Raw genomic sequence first — 19,012 nt, 5'->3', positions numbered from 1 at the left:
CTTAATTAAACGCCCATTCCACCTCCCCTGCTCCGCAAGCGCGCCCTCTCCCTCGGGAAGATGCTCAGGACGAGGGAGGTGGCCCATCCCGGGCGCTCATTAGCTATACTGATTAGCGCTATCTTCCGCTATGAGATTGTCATCCCCGAATGCCCTTATCGGGGATCCAGATTTCACATCGTTTAGGAGCTGGATTCCCGATCAGAATCGCTTCGGGAATGACAGTTTTAGAAGCTGGCGGAAGATTGGTACTAATCAGGTTAGCTCTTCGCCAAGCCCATCGCCCTGCCCCTCCCACAAGAGGAGCGCGACTCCGAACAAGGAGCAGCGGTAATGATCAAGTTCGAAGGCGTACACAAATGGTTTAAGAAACTCCATGTGCTGAACGATATCAACCTCCGGGTCGAGCCGGGGGAGGTAGTGGTCGTCTGCGGCCCTTCCGGAAGCGGCAAGTCGACCCTGATCCGGACCATCAACCAGCTGGAGCCGATCGACCAGGGGCGGCTGGTCGTCGACGGCATGGACCTCTGCGACAAGAAGACCGACATCAACAGGCTCCGCGCCGAAATAGGCTTCGTCTTTCAGCAGTTCAACCTTTATCCCCACCTCACCGTCCATTCCAACATCACCCTGGCCCCCATCAAGATCCGCAAGACACCGAAGAAGGACGCCGAAGAGCAGGCCATGGCCCTACTGGAGCGGGTGGGCCTTGCCGAGAAGCGCGATGCCTATCCGACCCAGCTCTCGGGAGGGCAGCAGCAGCGGGTGGCTATCGCCCGTGCGCTCGCCATGAAGCCCCGCATCATGCTCTTCGACGAGCCTACCTCCGCCCTCGATCCCGAGATGATCGGCGAGGTGCTGGACGTCATGCAGAAACTGGCGGGGAACGGGATGACCATGGTTGTGGTCACGCACGAGATGGGATTCGCCCGGGAAGTGGCGAACCGGGTGGTCTTCATGGACCATGGGACCCTCCTGGAAGAGGCGAAGCCGGAGGAGTTCTTCATCAATCCGCAGCACGAGCGGGCCCGGCAGTTCCTGAAACAGCTTCTCTCGCCCATGCATTAAACGCCTTAACGGATCCCCCTCCCCAGGAGGGAGGGGGGCAGGGGGTGGGGGAAGCTGCCACCATGGTCAAAGCCGGCACCTCCCCCCCACCCTAACCCTCCCCCTCAAGGGGGGAGGGAACTCTGCTGTCGGGACTTAGCAGCTACAGATTGAGCAGCTACAGATTCAGCGGTTATATTCAGCAGCTACATCGAAGCCTTTCAATGTTTCACTACCACCACAAGGAGGAAGACGATGAAAAAACTGATGACGCTTCTTGCTGCAGTGTTTATGGTCGCGACTCTGGCGCACGCCGCGCTCGCCGCCGGGGACACCCTGGCGGAGGTGAAGAAGAAAGGTGTGCTGGTGGCAGGGGTCAAGGACTCCCTCCCCCCCTTCGGCTACATCGATGAAAAGACCCGTGAAATCGTTGGGTACGACATCGACTTCGTTAAGTACATTGCGAAGAAACTGGGGGTGAAGGTGGAACTGAAACCGGTCACCTCTGCCAGCAGGATGCCCCAGCTCATGGAAGGCAACATCGACATGATCGCTGCCACCATGACCAAGAACCCGGAGCGCGCCAAGCAGATCGATTTCAGCTACTCCTACTTCCTGACCGGCCAGAAGTTCATCACCCCGAAAGGGAAGGTGAGGAGCCTGAAGGACCTGGAAGGGAAGAAGATCGGCACCGCCAAGGGTTCCACCTCCGAGCAGAACGTGAAGAAGGCCATTCCTTCGGCAACCGTAATCTCCTTCGACGATTACCCGCAGGCATTCCTGGCTCTGCAGCAGGGTAAGGTCGCCGCCGTCACCACCGACGAATCGATCCTCGCCGGCATCCTCGGCAAGGCTCCCAACAAGCACAAATACGAGATCCCGAACCTCCAGATCTCCGAGGAACCTTACGGTCTCGGCATGCGCAAGGGCGACACCAACTTCGTCAAATTCGTGGACAAGACGCTGCTCGAAATGGAGAAGAACGGCGAGGCCAGGAAGATCTTCGAGAGGTGGTTCGGCCCCAATACCGCCACGCCGCTCAAGCGCACCTTCAAGATCACGGCTGGTAAATAGCAGCGTCCATCCCCACCCCGCCCCTCCCCTTGAAGGGGAGGAGGCCTTAGGGGCACTCCTTGCCTGAGTCCCCCCTCCCCCTGCGGGAGGGGGTGAGGTGGCGGCTTCACCCACTTCATAGTCGGCGTCTACGAACTGACCCACGTCTGGCCCCAGATCAACAACCGCACCAGGCCTATCCCACCGAGATCTTCATCTTCATCGCGGCCGTCTACTTCGTGATCTGCTACGCCTTCACCTCATTGTCGAGGGCGCTGGAGAGGAAACTCGCCTGGAACAGGATCATGTAAGTATTGGATGTAGCGCCATTAGCACTCTCAGTCTCCTGGCTGTTCATGTCACAACGGCGCGGCCCGTTGACAGAAATCATCCTTTTCAAGAATCGAGGATTGATGCAGCGGCATCGTTTTGGCACTATCAGGGACGACTTCGTCTGCTATCTGGCATGATGCTGTCCCTGGTAACGCTTCGATGAAATTCTCGCGGCAAAGCTGTAATTACTCAAAAATTTAGAACAGTTTTTGCAGGCAACAGTTGACAATTCACCTCAAGACGTTATATAAATCCCTGATTAAATTAACCACGATTTAATACCAAGGAGGGGGCAATGAGAGTAGCAAGAGTTATAAACCTTTTTTCGGCGTTTTTACTGACCGTCTTTATCGGGACGGCAGTGGCCGCTGAGCCTGCACAGCCTGCAGCGAAGCTGACTGTCGCCGATTGCGTTAAGTGCCACGAGGGACCGGTTCAGGCTATCGCCGCCAACGGCGGCAAACACAAGACCGAGGTCTCCTGCCAGGACTGCCACGTCGGCCATCCGCCGAAAGTGAAGAAGCCGATCCCGCAGTGCAGCCAGTGCCACGAAGGCAAGCCGCACTTCAAACTCCAGGGCTGCCTGGGCTGCCACACCAACCCCCATACTCCTAAGGTCATAAAGTTCGGCAATAACGTCACCGATCCGTGCCTCACCTGCCACACCCAGCAGATCGACCAGCTGCGCGCCAACAAGAGCAAACACAGCGCCCTCGCCTGCTCCTTCTGCCACAACGTTCACGGCAGGAAGCCGGCCTGCACCGAGTGCCACAAGTCCCACTCCGCCGACATCGCCGCCAAGGACTGCGCTGCTTGCCACAAGGCCCACATGCCGAAGGTCGTGACCTACAAGTCCGATACCCCGAACAAGTTCTGTGCAGCCTGCCACAAGCGCGCCGCTACCCTGCTGGCATCCAGCCCGGCCAAGCACAGCAAGCTCGCCTGCGTCTACTGCCACCAGGCCAAACACAAGACCGTACCGCAGTGCACCCAGTGCCACGTCAAGCCGCACCCGGCCGCCATCATGGCGAAGTTCCCGAAATGCGGTGAGTGCCACAACATAGCTCACGACCTCAACCACTGGAGCGAGGCTCCCGGAGCCAAGCCTGGCGCCGGCGCACCGGTTCCGGCACAGAAGGCCGCTCCGGTAAAAACCGCTCCGGCCCAGAAAGCCCCGCGGAAGTAGCAACTCCTGCATCAAACGGGGAGGCCGGCACCTTGCCAGCCTCCCCGCTTCATTTGCCCCCTTCCGGTCCGCCATCCGGCCCATGGACCGTTAGCGCCTCAGTGAGGATCACATGCTTCTACTAGAGATAACCTCGGCAGTGACGGCAGTGACTCTGGTGGTCCTCGCCTGCTACCTAATCCCCGTCCTCCTGGAAATGAAGAAGACCGCCATCTCCCTGCGCACCATCTCGGAGAGCTTGCAGGCCGATCTCAGGCCGCTGATCAAGGAACTGCGCGACACAGTGGCCGACATCCAGGTCGTCACCAGCGCGACCGCTGCCAACGCCGATGGCCTGAACCTCCTCATGGAGGAACTCGGGCATGCCGGGCACAACATCCGCATGATCAACAAAGTTATTGGAATCGCATCGGAAGTCGCGGCCGCGTCGTCGGCCTGGATAACCGGTGCGAGGGTTGCAGGGAAAGTTTTTGCTGATAGACTATTGAGAAAAAAAAGGGGGTAATCACCATGGCAAAGGACAACGATATCGGGACTGGTACCATGCTGCTTTCCTTCCTCGCAGGTGCGGCCGTTGGGGTCGGAGCGGCGCTCCTTCTGGCGCCCAAGACCGGCGAGGAGATGCGCGGCAAGATCAAGGATCTGGCCGACGACGCTGTCGATAAGATCAAGGAGTACGCCACCGAGGCCCAGGAGAAGATCCGGGCCAGCTATGAAGACGGCAAAGAGGTGGTCCTTGAGAAGAAGAACATCATCACCTCGGCCATAGAGGCCGGGAAGCAGGCGATGGAGAAGGAAAAGGAAAAACAGCAGGCGGCGCTCTAAGGAGCCCGATCCCCAAAAGCCCACTTCGGTGGGCTTTTTTAGTTGGAGGGGGGTTACGGGCGGGGACAAATTGCCGAAAGCGGCATCTTTCACAAGGAGTTATTGGTGGCAAGACGGGGAACGAAAGGCAGCATGATTGACCGGCTCTGGGAGCTCGACCCGACGACCGGCGGATTGAAGGGGATAGGCATCCGACTCCTGCAGTTCTTCACCTTCGCCGGTTCCAACTTCAACGCCAACAAATCGCTCTTGCGCGCCACCGCCCTCTCCTTCACCAGCCTCCTCTCGCTCGTCCCCCTGCTGGCCCTGGCATTCTCGGTGCTCAAGGGACTCGGCGCCCAGAATCGCCTCGCCCCCATCATCATCAAGCAGATGTCGGCGGGATCCGAGGTGGTGGTCAACCGCATCACCACCTACATCGGCAACACCAACATGGGCTCGGTCGGCGCCATCGGCCTGGCCGCCCTCCTCTATACCTCCATCACCATGCTGGCCAACGTCGAGGAGGCCTTCAACGCCGTCTGGGGGGTGACGGAGACCCGCTCCTTCTACCGCAAGTTCAGCGACTACGTGAGCGTCCTGGTCAGCGCCCCCATTCTCCTTTTGGCCGCCACCAGCATCACTACCACCCTCCACAGCAAGCGGCTGATCGGCTGGCTGATGGAGTACACCTACTTCGGCGACCTCTTCCTCTTCCTTCTGAGCCTCACCCCCTATCTCACCGTCTGGATCGCCTTCTTTCTCCTCTATCTCTTCATCCCGAACACCCGGGTCCGCTTCGACTCGGCCCTGATCGGAGCGGTCCTGGCCGGGACCCTCTGGGAAGTGGCCCAGTGGATCTACATCAATTTCCAGGTCGGTGCCGGGAACTACAACGCCATCTACGGAACCCTCTCGGCCCTGCCGATCCTGATGATCTGGATCTATACCAGCTGGATCATCGTCCTTTTCGGAATGGAGGTGGTGGCGGCCCACCAGAACAGGAGGACCTTCCGCAGGGAAATCCGCGGCGGCGAGATCAGCCAGGCGCTGCGGGAGGTGGTGTCCCTGGCAGCCCTGAAGCACATTGCCGGGGCCTTTCACCGGGGCGAGCCGGGATGGACCGACGAGCACCTGGCCATGAAGCTCCGCATGCCCCTTCGGATCATGCGCGACACGCTGCACCAGCTCCACGAGGGAGGATTCATAATCCAGGCAGGAGGAAGCCGCGGCGCCTTTTATCCCGCCCGCGAGCTCGACCAGATCGCGCTCGACGAGGTGATCCTCTCCCTCAGGGGGCACGGCGACGCCCGCCAGATGAAGGACGAGGAGGAGTCCGTGGAGCTCCTGCGGACGGTTGACAGGGCGGTCGCCGACGCGCTGGCAGGGCTGACCCTGAAGGAGTTCGCCGGTGGCGAAAAGGTCCCCCCCGACGTTGACAAAGGGTGACCAGTTGACATATAGTGACCCGATTACAACGTGACGTAAAAGCGGGTTATGCAAGACTTTAAAGACATCGACAAGCAGACGCGGCAGGGCAGGAAGGCGGGTAAGGCCAAGGGACTGGAAGGCAACTTCTTCAAGAAGTTGGAGGAAACTGCGCCCCAGAAGAGGAAGCTGAAGATCATCCTCCCCGTCGTGGCCCTGCTCCTTGCCAGCTATCCCATCATCTCCCTCTTCGGCTCCACCAAGGCGAAGCCCGACCATCCGGTTTCCCGGAAGACCCCGGCCCCGACCCCCCTGACCAACCTGGACAATTGGGGGGCCTTCAAGGTGGCCGCCGACGTCTATCCCAACGCCCACCTCGACAACGGCGCCATCAGTGCGCCTCTGCCGCAGGGGGGCAAGGTGGTCTACGCCATCAACGAGGCCATGCAGCGCCGGGTCGAAAAGGTGATGAACGACTACAAGGTCCCCTACGGGATGTTCGTCGCCATCGAGCCCAAGACCGGGCGGGTGCTCGCCATCGTAGCCCATTCCTCGGCCCAGCCGGGGTGGGAGAAGGGCGCCTTCTACAACCTCTACCCGATGGCCTCCCTCTTCAAGATCGTGACCGCGACCGCGGCGCTGGAAGAGAAGAAGGTCTCCGCCGACACCCCCTTCGCCTTCAACGGCCGCCTCACCTCGGAAAGCCCGAAGTACTGGCGGGTCAGGCCGGGACGCGGCAACCAGCAGATGCCGCTCTCCCTGGCCATGGGCAAGTCGGTCAACCCGGTCTTCGGCAGGCTGGCCGGAGAAGTGGTAGGTCGCGACCCGCTCCTGCTCTACGCCGGGCGCTACGGCTTCAACCAGAACATCTTCCCCGGCTCGCCGGTGACCCCGAGCACCGCTCCCCCTCCGGGGACGGTCGACCAGCTGATGCTGATGGGCGCCGGGCTTAACCGCGAGGTGAGGGTATCGCCCTTCCACGCCGCGGCCATCATGGCCACCGTGGCCAATAACGGCGTGATGATGGCACCCTCCCTGGCCAGGGAGATCATCGACGCCAAGGGGACCACGGTCTACACCCAGAAGCCCCAGCAGCTGAGGACGGTGACCACGCCGGAGACAGCCTCGTCGCTGGCGCGGATGCTCTCCACCACCGTGGTCAGCGGCACCTCCCGCAAGGCCTTCCATGACCGCAGGGGCCGGCCGATGCTGGCCTCGCTCAAGGTGGCGGCCAAGACCGGTTCCATCGACGGCAAGGACCCCGCCGGCCATTACAGCTGGTTCGCGGCCTATGCGCCGATGGAGGATCCCCAGATCGCCCTGGCGGCCCTGGTGATCAACCAGAACAAGTGGCGCATCAAGGCGACCTCGGTCGGGGAGCAGGCCCTGGAGGCCTTCTTCAAGTAGGGGGGGATATGGAGTGCCGGAGATGCGGGACCTGTTGCGTCGCCCCTGACATCAGCACGCTGGGAAAGGGTGTGGGAGAGAGGTGCCGGCACCTGTCGGAAAGCTTCGCCTGCGGCATCTATCAGGACCGCCCCGCTGTCTGCCGCGGCTACCGTCCCGACGATCTCTGCGCCGCCATCGAGGCGCCTACCCTTGAGCGTAGGGTGGCATCCTATCTCGAACTTTTCGGGATGAAGGTCTAGACGAAGCGCTCGAGGGTGAATTTCCCGTCCAGCCACTGGGCGTAGGAGAACTGGGTGATCCAGTCACCGAGAGCGATGAAGAGACGGCCATCCTCCTCCTTGATCATGGGGAGGTGGTAGTGGCCGGTGATGACGGCGTCGCACCCGGCGGCGAAACGGCCGCGGGCGAAGTCGTCGAGAATTACACGGTAGTCCCAGCGCGCCCGCCTGACCGCGCGCTGCTTGCTGCTGCGCTGCGAGAGGGTGGACGCGGCATGGGCGGTGAGCCGCCGGGAGAAGAGCGGGATCAGCGCCTTGACCACCGGGCTGTGGAGCACGAAGCGGAAGGCGCGATAGCGGTAGTCTTCGCGGTTGATCTGGTCGCCATGGCAAAGATAGACTTTCTGTCCACCGATCTCCAGCACCGCCCCCGCCTTGTAGACCTCCGCCTGAAAATGCTCCTCGAAGAAGCCGTCGAGGTGGAAGTCATGGTTCCCCTCGAAGTAGACGATCCGGACCCCACGCTCCCGGACACCCTCCAGAGCTTCAATGATCCGGACGTAGTGGCTGTAGACCGGATCGGGGTTCCCGACCCAGAATTCGAACACATCCCCCAGCAGGTACAGGGTATCGGTGTCGGCGGGAAGGGTCTCCAGAAAACGGATCAGGGTACGGTAGTTGGGATCGTCCGGCCTTCTCAGGTGGGCATCCGCGATGAATATCTTGCGCATTTCGGCAATATATACAAAAATAGGACAATGGCCAATGAGAAAAGGCGGCGTCGGCGTTTAACCTCCGCCGCCCGCCCATGCTCCGAGGCAATAATCTCTGTAAGGGGTGTTGATGCAGACCCACGCTATGCGCAATCTCGAGATCGTTTGGGAAGACCTGATGGAGGCCTTCGAGAACCCCGATCCTGAACTGATCTACTTCCTTGACCGGGAGACAGGCGAGATCTTTTCTGTGCCGACCGACTACGACGACGACGCCTTCTGGATCGAGGTGGACACCAACGGGCGGCGCTACCTGGAGATCCCGCCCTTCGACTACAGCCAGGAGCGCCAGCTGGTGCACGGCTTCATCCAAGGCGTAGCCAATCCCGCGCTGAAGGAGATGCTGGTGCGCGCTTTCGTGGGCAAGCAGGTCCACGGCAGGCTGAGCGAGATCCTCTCCTTCTACCCTGAGGAGCAGGAGCGCTTCCTGGCGGTGCGGGAGGAGATGCTGACCGGGCGCGCAGGCCACTGGCTGGAGGAGCATGACATCTTCCCTCCCGAGCGGGCGATGTCCTAGTTCCGCCCGATTCCGATCACACAGCAGAGAAGGGGCGGCCTTGCGCCCGTTAAGCCTCACTAGCAGTCGTTTTGCCCACCCAGGTAAATCTCCGGAAGTTCATGAGGAAGCCCATGCTATCTCAACCAAGCGCCACCAACCGAGCCATCCTGATCCTTGTCGTGGCAGCCGCGCTTTTCGCAGCGGGGCACGCACTGCGCCACACGGTATCGTGCTTCCTCCTCTCCTTCGTCATCGCCTACCTGATGGACCCCATGGTGGTGTTCCTGGAGCGGAAAAAGCTCTGCCGGATGAAGGGCATCGTGGCCGTCTACATAGCGCTCGCGCTCTTCTCGGTATTCGCATTCTCCTACCTGGTACCTTTCCTGATCCTGCGCTGGCAGGCGCTGATCCCCAACATCCCGCTCTACCTGCAGAAGGCCAAGGCGATCGGGCTGGAGCTGCAGGGGAGATTCCAGCCCTTCAGCGGCGGTGAGGAGTGGAGCTGGGCCTTCGACAACGCGGTGGAGGGGGTAAACAAGATCATCGCCGGCCTGGGCGCCGGGGTCTACTCCGCGGCCGCCAGCATGGTCTTCAACCTCTTCAACCTGGTCCTGGCCCCGATCCTGGTCTTCTTCATGCTCATCTATAAAAGCGAGATCAAGCACACCGTGGCGGGGTGGCTGCCGAACAGGCGCAAGGCCGTGCTCCTGGAGATCGGCGACGAGGTCCACGAGAGCATCGGCGGCTATCTGAAGGGGCAGCTCATAGTCTCCTTCATCGTGGCCGTTCTCTCCACCCTCGCGCTGATGATCCTGGATGTCGATTATCCCTTCTTCAACGGCGTCTTCGCCGGGCTGGCCTCCATCCTCCCCTTCATCGGGGTCATCCTCGCCACCGTCCCGCCGCTCTTCTTCGCCTACGTCAAGTTCCAGACCGGCCTCGCCATCTTCAAGGTGGTGGCGGCCTTTGCCGTGATCTACTTCCTGGAGGGGTACCTGGTCAAGCCGCTGGTCTTCAAGCGCTCCATGGACCTGAACCCCCTCCTCACCATCATCATGGTGATGGCCATGGGGGAGCTGATCGGTTTCTGGGGGATCCTCCTGGCCATTCCCATCGCCGCCACCGCCAAGATCTTCGCGGTCTCCATAGAACGGGGGGATTTCCGGGACCCCGAGGGGAGCTGACCACGGGATCGAGGCGGGGGTTGACCTATCGGCAGCGGATACGTAGAATAATCACGGTAATGACGCTGTGAACGCGCGCAGCTTTGATAACGGGTAGGGATTAACGGATCAAGCGTCGAGGTCGCGGATCGTTGAAGAACAAGTGGATTGCAACAGCGGCGGAAATCGCCCTTATCGTGGTAGTCTCGGCCACCGCCGGCATAGCCTGGAACCGGACCCTGCTGGCCAGTGCCTGGCGCGGCGAAGTCGCCCAACAGCCCGCCCGTGCGCAGTCGGCCGCCCCTTCGGCTGCCGAAGTGCTCCCCATGCCGATAGCCTTGGCCCAGGTGAAGGAGCTCCTTGACGCGAAGCAGGCGGTGGTAGTTGACGCCCGCAGCGCCGCCAACTTCTCGCAGGGGCACATTGCCGGATCGCTTTCGCTCCCGCTGGACGTGGCCCGCAAGAATCCTCAGGCAGCGCTCAAAGGCAAGGTCGCCAAGGATGCCACCATCATCGCCTACTGCAACGGCTTCTCCTGCCATGACAGCATGGAACTCGGCAGAATCCTCATGCGGGCAGGCTACGCCTCGGTTTATGTCTTCGAAGGCGGATTCCCCGAATGGCGCGACGCAGGATACGCCGTGGCGGCGGGGGCGATATGAGCCGATACCAGCGACACATACCGGCGGCGGTCCGGATGGCACTCGGCGCGATCTTCGTATACGCGGCGGTGGTCAAGATCGCAAACCCGGTCGGATTTGCCGGGAGCATCGCGGCCTACCAGATCGTCCCCTATTTCGCCAGCTACCTCACCGCGGCGGTCCTCCCCTTCCTGGAACTGGTATGCGGGGTGTTCCTCATCCTCGGCTATCGTGTCAAGGGGGGTGCGCTCATCATCGGCATGCTCAACCTGGTCTTCATCGCCGCCCTGGCCTCCGCCATCGCCCGCGGCCTCGACATCGACTGCGGCTGCTTCAGGGAAGGTGGGGCCAAGACCTCACCATGGCTGGCCCTGGGCAGGGACCTGGTATTCCTGGCCATGACCGCCTTCGTGCTGAAATCGGAGAGCAAGAGGCATCTCTCCCCGCCCCGATCCCTCGCCTAGCAACAGATGCCCGGCACCTTGCGGTTTGGCTGAAAATACTGTAGGATGCCGCGTCGTCCTCATTAACCACCGACGGAGATCTTTTTGAACGAGATAGCACTTCTGGTCGCAGCCTACCTGCTCGGCTCGATCCCGACCGGTCTGTTGCTGGCCCGGGCTCTGGGCGTCAACATCCGGGAAACCGGGAGCGGCAACATCGGCGCCACCAACGTTTACCGCACCATGGGAAGAAAAATTGGCCTGCTGACCCTGGTGGGCGATTGCCTGAAGGGACTGATCCCTGTCCTGGCCGCGAAGTGGCTGGGACTCCCCGATGTCTGGGTCGCCGCCGTGGGCCTCGCCGCCTTCCTCGGCCACGTCTACACCATTTTCCTCGGCTTCAAGGGCGGCAAAGGTGTGGCCACCGCCCTCGGCGTCTTCCTGGCCGCTTCACCGTGGTCCGTCCTGCTGGCGCTGATCGTTTTCATCGCCGTCCTCTACCGGTGGAGATACGTCTCCCTGGCCTCGATAACGGCGGCCGCGGTCATTCCCCCCCTGGTCGTGCTGATCGAGGGGCGGCCGGAGGTGACTGTGATGGCGGCGATCATCGCCGCGATCGTGATCTTCCGGCACCGCGAGAATATCTCCAGGCTCAGGGCCGGAACCGAAAACAAGTTCAAAGCCTGATCGCGGGGCGATCGCCAAGACAACGGAAATAAAAAAAGGGGCTGACTCCCGCGGGAGCCGCCCCTTTCTTGTTCCGTTTATCGATCGATCAGCTTCTCAAGCCGCCTCGCGTGCGATGACCAGCGGGGTCAGGAAGCGCTTCAGCTTCTTCAGCGCCCCTTCCTCGATCTGGCGCACCCTTTCGCGGGAGATGGAGAAGTGGTCGGCGATCTCCTGCAGGGTCAGCGGGTCGTCGGAGGAGACCCTGCGCTCGATCACGAAGCGCTCCTTGTCGTTGAGGTTCTGCAGCGCGCTGGCTATGCCCTGCTCGAGCAGCACCGTCTCCTGACGGTCGGCCAGCATCTCCTCCTGGTTCTGCCGCAGGTCCGGCAGGGTCTCCAGGAAGGTCCCTCCCTCCCCTTCGAGCATCTCGACGTCGAGGGAAAGCTCTCCCCTGAGGCGCTGCTCCATCTCCTGGGCCTCGCCGTCCTTAACGTCCAGCGAGAGCGCGGTGGCGTGGAGGTCTCCCTCGCCGGTCATGTTGATGATGGCCTGCTTGGCCTGGTTCAGTTTGAAGAAGAGTTTGCGCTGCGCCTGGGTGGTCCCGATCTTCAGGAGGCTCCAGGCGGAGATGATGTGGTTCTGTATGTAGGCCCGGATCCACCAGACCGCGTAGGAGATGAGGCGGACACCCTTGGCAGGGTCGAACTTGCGCACCGCCATCATCAGCCCGATGTTCCCCTCCTGGATCAGGTCGAGCATCTTCATGCCATAGTTTCTGTACTCGCCGGCGACCTTGACCACAAAGCGCAGGTTGGCGGTGATCAGCCTGTGGGCCGCCTCGAGGTCCCCTTCGTCGCGGAACCTGTAGGCCAGGGCCGTCTCCTCCTCTGCGCTCAGCAGCGAGAAACGGTTAATCTCCGAGAGGTAGAGGGTAAGATTGTCTATGGGTACCGGCATGGTAGTTGTCACGGCAGCTTCTCCCTATCCGTCATTCTTCGCCAACCTCGTTGGCACTCTACACCTTTGAGTGCTAACAATATAACAAGCCCCCCGGGAAAAATCAAGGGGCGCGGAGATATCTGCTCCGCAGCTAAAACCTCGCTTACGTTCAGGTTAAATTTCTTGCCCCCCTCCTCTTAATGTGGTAAACGAAAAGTTCGAACAAAAGCGACGCCTGGCGCCGAGAAAGAGAGGTTCAGCCAAATGGAGATACGCGTACTACCTTTGAGCGAAGGGGAGAAGAAACCCAAGTTTACCGACGAATCGAAGCTTGGGTTCGGCAGGATCTTCACCGATCGCATGTTGCTGGTGGAGTGGAAGCTCGGAGAGGGGTGGGTCGATGCCCGCATCAAGAAGTACGAGCCGTTCTCCCTTGATCCGGCGGCCATGGTGCTCCACTACGCACAGGAGATATTCGAGGGGCTCAAGGCCTACAAGTGGAAGGACGGTTCCATCGCCCTCTTCCGCCCCGAGATGAACGCCCGGCGCTTCAACCACTCCGCCGAGAGGCTCTGCATGCCGGAGGTTCCGGAGGAGCTTTTCGTCAAGGGCATCGAGCAACTTGTCTCCCTGGAGCGTGACTGGATCCCCAGCGCGGAAGGCACCTCGCTCTACATCAGGCCCGCCATGATCGGCGTCGAGCCACATGTCGGGGTGAAGCCTTCCGATCACTACTACTTCTACGTCATCCTCTCCCCGGTCGGCGCCTACTACGCGAGCGGCTTCAAGCCCGTCAAGATCATGGTGGAGGACAAGTACGTCCGCGCCACCCCCGGCGGGACCGGCGAGGCCAAGACCGGCGGCAACTACGCGAGTTCCCTCAAGGCCGGCCTCGAGGCCCATGAGAAGGGCTTCGACCAGGTGCTCTGGCTGGACGGCGTGCACAAGCGCTACATCGAGGAAGTCGGCTCGATGAACATGTTCTTCGCTTACGGTGACACCATCGTCACCGCACCGCTGGAGGGGAGCATCCTCCGCGGCATCACCAGGGATTCGGTGCTGACCCTGGCCAAGTCGCTGAACATGAAGATCGAGGAGCGCAAAATCGAGGTCCACGAGTTGATGAACGACATCCGCAGCGGCAAGGTCACCGAAGCCTTCGGCAGCGGCACCGCCGCCGTGATCACCCCGGTCGGCGTCCTCTCCTACGCAGGGGAGACCGTGCAGGTCAGCGACGGCGGCGTCGGCAAGACCACCCAGACCCTCTACGACACCCTTACCGGCATCCAGACCGGCAAGATCGCCGACACCTTCGGGTGGGTCAAGAAGGTGGAATAACGAACCAGGCTAAGGGCTAAGGGCTGAAGGCTAAGGGGTGGAGAAATTCAGCCCTTAGCCTTGGCCACCCTCCGGACACCCTGCAGGAGCGCCGTCCTCGGCGCGAACTGTTTTCAGGCAGAGGCGTCATGGCTGACGCGATCTTCGCGGCAGGAAGCCGCTCCTACCCATCATGCAGCTCGAACAACACATTGCCCACCGCCAGGCTATTTCAGGCACACTATGAAGCAGCCCGCTATCGAGACAAATACCCTCTGCCTTTCCTGCCGCCGCAGTTGCAAGCAGGCCACCACCGTCCTCATCGCCGCCTGTCCGCGATACTACCAGGGCCCGAAGATCAAACGGGTCCAGTGGAAGCAGCCCGATCTCCCTCTAGAGTAATCAAGCCCCCCCTTAACGCCGCAACCTCAACCCGCAACCTACTGACCCTTCAGGGCCTTCGCCAGCGGTTTCCAATGGATGACGTCGATCCGCTTGCAGGCCCTGGTTATGGCCACGTAGAGGAGATTCCGATCCAACTCCGTTTGCCGGTAGTCCGTCTCGCTCGGATCCCATAGCACGACATTGGTGAACTCCAGCCCCTTCACCTGGTGCGTGTTGACCACCAGGACCCCCGGCTCGAAGCTGATCACCCCCTCGCCGTGGAGGCCAGCCACACCGGCGAGCGCGTCATGGATCCTCTTGATATCCGCCTTCTTCTTGCAGATGACCGCGGTAAGCGCACGGGGATCGGCCTCCGCCAGTTCCGCGACGAGGTGCCGCAGTTTCGCCGCTGCCGCGGGGAAGTCCGGGACCTCGTGAAATTCGGCCACCCCGGGATGCGCCTTGGAAGTATCTACCTCCCGGCCGCTGACCCTGGCGGCAAGTGCCATGATCTCGCGGGCGGAGCGGTAGGACAGTGACAGGGTTTCCTTGTCCAGGCCGAGCGAGTTCAGAGCGCCCCTGAAGTTGGCGAAGCCGTCGGCGTCGACGAAACTGAGTATCTTCTGCTTTTCATCGGCGCAGACCGTGAGGCTCTTCCGTACCGAAGTGGCGGCAAGGATCGCCTCCAGTTCGAGCTGGCCGAAGTCCTGCGCCTCGTCGATGACGATGTGATCATAGAAATTGAACGCCCCCGCCACCGTCGACTCCGGTTGACGGCGCAGCTGGCAGAGACGAAGGAGGATGCTCACGTCCGAGAAGGACATGATGCGGTCCTTGGTGTCGATCTTCTTCCGTACCCCGGCAAGGAAAGCCTCACGCTCCCGCGTCCCTGGGAAAAGCGCCTCCGCGAGATACGGCTGGGTGTAGAAGCGCCAGAGGTCGACCACCGGGTCCATCCTCCGGCTCTCACCCACATAGCGCGACAAGAGGCGGGAGATTTGGCTGTTCTTCTTCTCGCCGCCGAACGGATCGTCGAAGGAGGTCTTCACCGTCACCCCCAGGGCGCTCAGCGCGGTGAGGGACCAGGCACTGAAGGTATCGACGCGGGTGGCGCCGAGGAGCTCATTGGAGGTCTTCTTGACGTAGTCCCGCAGGGTCCTGTTGAACATCAGCACCAGGCAGCGCTCCGGGCGGAAGAGTTCCGGCTGCGCGAACTGGAGAAAGGAGAGCCGATGCAGGGCCACCGTGGTCTTGCCTGTTCCGGCCGATCCGGTGAGGTAGGTGCAGCCGGCCGACTCCCTGGTGATCATCCCGAACTGCGACGCCGAGATGAGAGAAACGATGTCCACCAGGCGATGATCGGACTCCCGGGATTTGGTTTCCGAAGATGACGCGGAAGAGCTGCCGTTCCGGCGCCACTCCCCGTCCCTGAGGTCATAGATCTCCGAAGGCGTCTCGATGCGATGCAGGACCCTGCGGTCGATGCCGATCTTGGTCTTGAGCGCGATCACCCCTTCCCGGTCGACTCCCCGGATGGTGGCCTCGTACTCCTCACCCTCCTCGAAATCGTAGAAGAGCTGGGAGATCTCGGCCCGCCGCCAGTCGACGATCACCACGCGGTTGCCGTTCATCAGCATCTGCTTGCCGATCAGGTAGGTCTTTTCGCCGATCCGCCTGTCGGAGTCCTCGATTCCGATCACCCCGAAGTAGGGAGAGTTCTTCTGCTCGAACTCGATGAGATACTTGCGGGGATCGTGGTGACCGTGCTCGACGAGCTTTTCGGTGATGCCGTTCTTCTCCTTCCATCCCAGCGCGTCCAGACGCTGCGTCTCCAGCTCCTTCCTGCGTGCGTCATGCCGTGCTACCGATTTGCCGCGCTCTTCAGCCGCGCGCTCGATAGTGTCGTAGACAGAGGAAAGCCTTTTTTCTTCAAGATCGATGATTTCCAAGGAGACTCCAAAACAAATGCTCCGGCAAAACCGGATGAAATTTCTTGTGAACTGAGGTGGGTTTTATTGTGTGCAGGACGTTTCGGAGGGATCGTATCAGGTGAGCCTGACTGCGGAGCTGCTATCATGGCGCTGAAACAGGGAGCGAGGGTCTGCGACGACAAGCGTTCGATTCTAACATCAAATCGATCTCAACACACCAGTAAAGATCGTAGGGCACGGCTCTGAAATTCGCAATCCATAGGATGGGCTCACCACCTGGGCTTTTTCTTCAAGGATCGGAACGGCTGAAAGAGCTTTATTGAGCTTTGCCCTTCCAGCCGTCCCAAACGGGATATGGACAACTTCGGTGGAATCACTACGGCTCGGACTTGAAGGTATCTACAAAATGATCTTCAGCTGTGCCGTACGAGTAAGAAAAGTTGATGTACTTGACGCTCTCTTTCTTTTCTAGAGGAATATCGATTTTGAATGGTTCTGTACCGGTGAAACGATCAAGAAAAACGTGGCTTCCCTTAGCCAAGACATTCCCCTGTTGGTCGAGCAGTTTGGCCGTCAACTGCAATGAGTTGTAGGGCAGGTCGCTACGTGCATTGGTGACCGTTCCTGCGATGCGAATACCAGTATCGGTTTTTTCCGATTTCCAGAGGACATTAAGATCGTGACTGCTGTACTGATGGGGTGTGAAGGCCGGGTTGCTGTCTAGCTTGGCGTGCTGGATGGTACAGGCTGAAAAGAGCAGCATGATAATCATGGCAGGTATGATCTTCTTTAACATGAAAAGCCTCCTGTTGTAATTTTTTTATACATGGCACCGACGATCCTGCATATTGCAGAGCAGTTGGTCCTATCACCGGACTTGGCCGCGACTGCCCTTCAACTGGCCGATTTGCCCTACCATTCTTCCTTTTGCTTCTCCACGAGTTTCTTCATGTAAATTTCCGGACTGGTCAGCTTCAGGATCTCCTTCTCCGTATAGCCCAGTTCCTTCAGGTTCAGTACGCCGTTGGGTGCGTGGCAGTTTGCGCAGTAGAGGGCCTTCGTCTTTGTCACCAGGTGGTTCGACCCGAAGTAGATGGTCTGCCACCCGGGAATGGCGTTTTTGGCGACCTCGGCGGGGTTCTTCATGCCGAGGGTCCTGGCTGCTGATTCAACCCCAGCCCGGGTGTTCCCGGTTGCCATCGGAGGGGCGAAATCCATGGAGAGGAGTTCCCCACTCTTGCCGTTGAAGTAGGCCTTCCCCTGGAAGATCTTGAACGGGGTGATCTTGCTCTTGCCGTCCTTTCTGTTCCCCTTGGGACCGATGAAATGCTGGGTGTTCCTCACCGTTCCGTTGTACCAGGCGTAGACCGGGGTGGTCTCGTTCGCCTCTTTCTTCAGGGTGGTCGGCTCGTAGAACTTGTCCGCCCCCTGCGTCCATACGGTGAAGTCCTTTGCAAAGGCGCCGCCCGTGCGGGGGATGTGGCAGGTCTGGCAGGCAACCTGTGCCGTGTGGCGGTTCAGGTCCGCATCCTTGTGCGGCTTCAGGCCATGGCAGGAGGCGTCGGAGCAGGAGAGCCGCATGCCGTCGTTGGCCCAGTTGTTCGGGTCGAAACCGGTCGGGATCTTGTGATTCTTCGCCTGGTGGCAGTCGACGCAGACCATACCCTTTGCCGCATGCACGTCGGTCTCCTTGGTGAAGGCAAAGCCGCGCTTGATGATGACCCCGCCCCCTGCCGCCTCGTGGCAGACCATGCAGTTTTTGACAGTCGGCTTGCCGATGGCAAGCGCCGCCTTGGTGCTGCGGTCCTGCCCCATGACGATGCGCCCCTGGTCGTCCTTGAACGGCTTCCTCTGCCGGAAGTCATAGTCGGTCGAATGGCATACCAGGCAATCGATCGCCTTTTCCGCCTCGGCACCCGTGCTTCCGACGTCGCTCAGGTGATTGCCCGGGTGGCAGGTGTTGCAGCCGGAAAATTTGGTCTTCCCGGTTTCAGGGCTCTTCGGGATCTCCTTCAGGTTGTTCACGATGTCGTTGCCGTTGCACATGACGTAGATGCGGTTCTTCATTCCGTACTCTTTCTTCGGATCGAGTCCCTCCACGTTACTGACCTTCGAGGCGTGCTTCCAGTGCACCGTGCCGAGGAAGGACGTGGCCGTCCCGGGGTGGCACTCGTCGCAGGTTTCCGGCCCCCGGTAGCCGCTCTTCTCGATGGACTCCTTGCCGGGATGCTCTTTTGCCGCCGCTGCGGTCGCCGCCAGGGCGAGGAAAAAAAATGCCGTCAATACGTTTGTTTTTCTCATGGGGTGCCCCTCTCGTGATCCCTGGTACACCTCGGAACCAGGTACGTGGCTTTGCGAAGAAACCGCTCGCCGGAACGCGTCGCGGTAAATTCGCCACCGGAGGAATAGCCTAGCAACCTGCCGTCTTTCGGAAGTACTTGGCGACGTTTTTGCCGTCGACCACCTCGTACTTGCAGCGGATCTCGTCCCCCTCGACGATCCTGTGGTCCTTGAACTTGTCCAGGGTGAGATCGTCGTTCACCGTAATGGCAATCAGTTTCCCGGACTCGTTGTCCTTGAGCGTTACGGTCGCAGTCTTTGCGTCCTTGCCGGCGATCTCAATCCTGGTGATCACCCCGATGAATTTGACCTCGTCTGCCCGTGCGGTTGTGGCCAAGCCGAGAATGCCTATCGTTACCATTGCTACCAGTACCAGTAGCGAAGCCGCTTTTTTCATGTTCTCTCTCCTTTGCCCCCCATTGCCCGGTACGAAG

Annotated in this window: 22 protein-coding genes; 16 read left to right on the top strand and 6 right to left on the bottom strand. The window is 60.5% G+C overall.

What is annotated here, in order from left to right; translation table 11 throughout:
* Window positions 1-333 precede the first annotated feature (333 nt).
* From AC11W3_RS18545 to AC11W3_RS18505, 9 genes are all read left to right on the top strand, one after another.
* Window positions 334-1,068 (top strand): amino acid ABC transporter ATP-binding protein, encoded by a 735-nt coding sequence (locus tag AC11W3_RS18545; RefSeq protein WP_484093522.1) that lies wholly within the window; start codon window positions 334-336, stop codon window positions 1,066-1,068.
* A gap of 234 nt (window positions 1,069-1,302) precedes the next feature.
* Window positions 1,303-2,121 (top strand): ABC transporter substrate-binding protein, encoded by an 819-nt coding sequence (locus AC11W3_RS18540; RefSeq protein WP_484090414.1) that lies wholly within the window; start codon window positions 1,303-1,305, stop codon window positions 2,119-2,121.
* A 59-nt stretch (window positions 2,122-2,180) separates the two neighbouring features.
* A complete protein-coding gene (locus AC11W3_RS18535) occupies window positions 2,181-2,411 on the top strand; it encodes a hypothetical protein (protein ID WP_484090415.1) in 231 nt (76 codons plus the stop codon).
* 317 nt (window positions 2,412-2,728) lie between these two features.
* Window positions 2,729-3,619: a cytochrome c3 family protein gene (locus tag AC11W3_RS18530; RefSeq protein ID WP_484090416.1), complete on the top strand. Its 891-nt coding sequence runs from the start codon at window positions 2,729-2,731 to the stop codon at window positions 3,617-3,619.
* Window positions 3,620-3,731: 112 nt separating this feature from the next.
* On the top strand, window positions 3,732-4,124 hold the full coding sequence (locus AC11W3_RS18525; protein ID WP_484090417.1) for a DUF948 domain-containing protein: 393 nt from the start codon (window positions 3,732-3,734) through the stop codon (window positions 4,122-4,124).
* A 5-nt stretch (window positions 4,125-4,129) separates the two neighbouring features.
* Window positions 4,130-4,444: a YtxH domain-containing protein gene (locus tag AC11W3_RS18520; RefSeq protein ID WP_484090418.1), complete on the top strand. Its 315-nt coding sequence runs from the start codon at window positions 4,130-4,132 to the stop codon at window positions 4,442-4,444.
* A 105-nt stretch (window positions 4,445-4,549) separates the two neighbouring features.
* Complete coding sequence (locus AC11W3_RS18515; RefSeq protein WP_484090419.1) at window positions 4,550-5,872, top strand: YhjD/YihY/BrkB family envelope integrity protein; 1,323 nt, start codon at window positions 4,550-4,552, stop codon at window positions 5,870-5,872.
* Window positions 5,873-5,920: 48 nt separating this feature from the next.
* Entirely contained in the window at window positions 5,921-7,258 is a 1,338-nt protein-coding gene (locus tag AC11W3_RS18510) for a penicillin-binding transpeptidase domain-containing protein (RefSeq protein ID WP_484090420.1), read from the top strand.
* Window positions 7,259-7,266: 8 nt separating this feature from the next.
* Window positions 7,267-7,500: a CxxCxxCC domain-containing protein gene (locus tag AC11W3_RS18505; protein ID WP_484090421.1), complete on the top strand. Its 234-nt coding sequence runs from the start codon at window positions 7,267-7,269 to the stop codon at window positions 7,498-7,500.
* Here AC11W3_RS18505 and AC11W3_RS18500 read toward each other — a convergent pair.
* Window positions 7,497-8,210 carry a UDP-2,3-diacylglucosamine diphosphatase gene (locus tag AC11W3_RS18500; protein ID WP_484090422.1) on the bottom strand — a complete coding sequence of 238 codons (714 nt, stop codon included), beginning with the start codon at window positions 8,208-8,210 and terminating at the stop codon, window positions 7,497-7,499. The two genes, AC11W3_RS18505 and AC11W3_RS18500, sit on opposite strands and share 4 nt — an antisense overlap.
* Window positions 8,211-8,322: 112 nt before the next feature.
* Here AC11W3_RS18500 and AC11W3_RS18495 point away from each other — a divergent pair, with 112 nt between their 5' ends.
* The 5 genes from AC11W3_RS18495 to plsY all read left to right on the top strand — a co-directional run bounded on the left by AC11W3_RS18495 (window position 8,323) and on the right by plsY (window position 11,685).
* Window positions 8,323-8,769, top strand: a complete 447-nt coding sequence (locus AC11W3_RS18495; RefSeq protein ID WP_484090423.1) for a UPF0158 family protein — start codon at window positions 8,323-8,325, stop codon at window positions 8,767-8,769.
* A gap of 113 nt (window positions 8,770-8,882) precedes the next feature.
* Entirely contained in the window at window positions 8,883-9,935 is a 1,053-nt protein-coding gene (locus tag AC11W3_RS18490) for an AI-2E family transporter (protein WP_484090424.1), read from the top strand.
* A 131-nt stretch (window positions 9,936-10,066) separates the two neighbouring features.
* Complete coding sequence (locus tag AC11W3_RS18485) at window positions 10,067-10,576, top strand: rhodanese-like domain-containing protein (RefSeq protein WP_484093521.1); 510 nt, start codon at window positions 10,067-10,069, stop codon at window positions 10,574-10,576.
* Window positions 10,573-11,019 (top strand): MauE/DoxX family redox-associated membrane protein, encoded by a 447-nt coding sequence (locus AC11W3_RS18480; RefSeq protein ID WP_484090426.1) that lies wholly within the window; start codon window positions 10,573-10,575, stop codon window positions 11,017-11,019. The genes AC11W3_RS18485 and AC11W3_RS18480 overlap by 4 nt, the downstream gene beginning before the upstream one ends.
* Before the next feature lie 78 nt (window positions 11,020-11,097).
* Window positions 11,098-11,685 carry a glycerol-3-phosphate 1-O-acyltransferase PlsY gene (plsY, locus tag AC11W3_RS18475; RefSeq protein WP_484090454.1) on the top strand — a complete coding sequence of 196 codons (588 nt, stop codon included), beginning with the start codon at window positions 11,098-11,100 and terminating at the stop codon, window positions 11,683-11,685.
* Window positions 11,686-11,781: 96 nt separating this feature from the next.
* Here plsY and rpoH read toward each other — a convergent pair whose 3' ends face one another.
* Window positions 11,782-12,636 (bottom strand): RNA polymerase sigma factor RpoH, encoded by an 855-nt coding sequence (gene rpoH, locus AC11W3_RS18470; protein WP_484090427.1) that lies wholly within the window; start codon window positions 12,634-12,636, stop codon window positions 11,782-11,784.
* 234 nt (window positions 12,637-12,870) lie between these two features.
* Between rpoH and AC11W3_RS18465 the strand changes: the two genes are divergently transcribed.
* Both AC11W3_RS18465 and AC11W3_RS18460 read left to right on the top strand, forming a co-directional pair.
* Window positions 12,871-13,944 carry a branched-chain amino acid aminotransferase gene (locus AC11W3_RS18465; RefSeq protein ID WP_484090428.1) on the top strand — a complete coding sequence of 358 codons (1,074 nt, stop codon included), beginning with the start codon at window positions 12,871-12,873 and terminating at the stop codon, window positions 13,942-13,944.
* A 222-nt stretch (window positions 13,945-14,166) separates the two neighbouring features.
* Entirely contained in the window at window positions 14,167-14,325 is a 159-nt protein-coding gene (locus AC11W3_RS18460; protein WP_484090429.1) for a hypothetical protein, read from the top strand.
* Window positions 14,326-14,363: 38 nt separating this feature from the next.
* Here AC11W3_RS18460 and AC11W3_RS18455 read toward each other — a convergent pair whose 3' ends face one another.
* From AC11W3_RS18455 to AC11W3_RS18440, 4 genes are all read right to left on the bottom strand, one after another.
* Window positions 14,364-16,256: an ATP-binding domain-containing protein gene (locus AC11W3_RS18455; RefSeq protein WP_484093520.1), complete on the bottom strand. Its 1,893-nt coding sequence runs from the start codon at window positions 16,254-16,256 to the stop codon at window positions 14,364-14,366.
* Between the two features lie 358 nt (window positions 16,257-16,614).
* Entirely contained in the window at window positions 16,615-17,034 is a 420-nt protein-coding gene (locus AC11W3_RS18450; RefSeq protein ID WP_484090431.1) for a hypothetical protein, read from the bottom strand.
* A 116-nt stretch (window positions 17,035-17,150) separates the two neighbouring features.
* Window positions 17,151-18,539: a cytochrome C gene (locus tag AC11W3_RS18445; protein WP_484090432.1), complete on the bottom strand. Its 1,389-nt coding sequence runs from the start codon at window positions 18,537-18,539 to the stop codon at window positions 17,151-17,153.
* 109 nt (window positions 18,540-18,648) lie between these two features.
* Window positions 18,649-18,975 carry a hypothetical protein gene (locus AC11W3_RS18440; protein WP_484090433.1) on the bottom strand — a complete coding sequence of 109 codons (327 nt, stop codon included), beginning with the start codon at window positions 18,973-18,975 and terminating at the stop codon, window positions 18,649-18,651.
* Between the last annotated feature and the right edge of the window lie 37 nt (window positions 18,976-19,012).

The organism is Geomonas sp. (assembly GCF_056994735.1).
Note: the sequence above shows the minus strand (reverse complement) of the source record. Positions and strands in the feature narration are given on the sequence as shown.

What these genes read in the sequence shown, in the direction of transcription:
- AC11W3_RS18545 (WP_484093522.1), top strand. Translation starts at nt 334, where the DNA reads ATGATCAAGTTCGAAGGCGTACACAAATGGTTTAAGAAACTCCATGTG.
- AC11W3_RS18540 (WP_484090414.1), top strand. Translation starts at nt 1,303, where the DNA reads ATGAAAAAACTGATGACGCTTCTTGCTGCAGTGTTTATGGTCGCGACT.
- AC11W3_RS18530 (WP_484090416.1), top strand. Translation starts at nt 2,729, where the DNA reads ATGAGAGTAGCAAGAGTTATAAACCTTTTTTCGGCGTTTTTACTGACC.
- AC11W3_RS18525 (WP_484090417.1), top strand. Translation starts at nt 3,732, where the DNA reads ATGCTTCTACTAGAGATAACCTCGGCAGTGACGGCAGTGACTCTGGTG.
- AC11W3_RS18520 (WP_484090418.1), top strand. Translation starts at nt 4,130, where the DNA reads ATGGCAAAGGACAACGATATCGGGACTGGTACCATGCTGCTTTCCTTC.
- AC11W3_RS18510 (WP_484090420.1), top strand. Translation starts at nt 5,921, where the DNA reads ATGCAAGACTTTAAAGACATCGACAAGCAGACGCGGCAGGGCAGGAAG.
- AC11W3_RS18505 (WP_484090421.1), top strand. Translation starts at nt 7,267, where the DNA reads ATGGAGTGCCGGAGATGCGGGACCTGTTGCGTCGCCCCTGACATCAGC.
- AC11W3_RS18500 (WP_484090422.1), bottom strand. Translation starts at nt 8,210, where the DNA reads ATGCGCAAGATATTCATCGCGGATGCCCACCTGAGAAGGCCGGACGAT.
- AC11W3_RS18495 (WP_484090423.1), top strand. Translation starts at nt 8,323, where the DNA reads ATGCAGACCCACGCTATGCGCAATCTCGAGATCGTTTGGGAAGACCTG.
- AC11W3_RS18490 (WP_484090424.1), top strand. Translation starts at nt 8,883, where the DNA reads ATGCTATCTCAACCAAGCGCCACCAACCGAGCCATCCTGATCCTTGTC.
- AC11W3_RS18480 (WP_484090426.1), top strand. Translation starts at nt 10,573, where the DNA reads ATGAGCCGATACCAGCGACACATACCGGCGGCGGTCCGGATGGCACTC.
- AC11W3_RS18465 (WP_484090428.1), top strand. Translation starts at nt 12,871, where the DNA reads ATGGAGATACGCGTACTACCTTTGAGCGAAGGGGAGAAGAAACCCAAG.
- AC11W3_RS18460 (WP_484090429.1), top strand. Translation starts at nt 14,167, where the DNA reads ATGAAGCAGCCCGCTATCGAGACAAATACCCTCTGCCTTTCCTGCCGC.
- AC11W3_RS18450 (WP_484090431.1), bottom strand. Translation starts at nt 17,034, where the DNA reads ATGTTAAAGAAGATCATACCTGCCATGATTATCATGCTGCTCTTTTCA.
- AC11W3_RS18445 (WP_484090432.1), bottom strand. Translation starts at nt 18,539, where the DNA reads ATGAGAAAAACAAACGTATTGACGGCATTTTTTTTCCTCGCCCTGGCG.
- AC11W3_RS18440 (WP_484090433.1), bottom strand. Translation starts at nt 18,975, where the DNA reads ATGAAAAAAGCGGCTTCGCTACTGGTACTGGTAGCAATGGTAACGATA.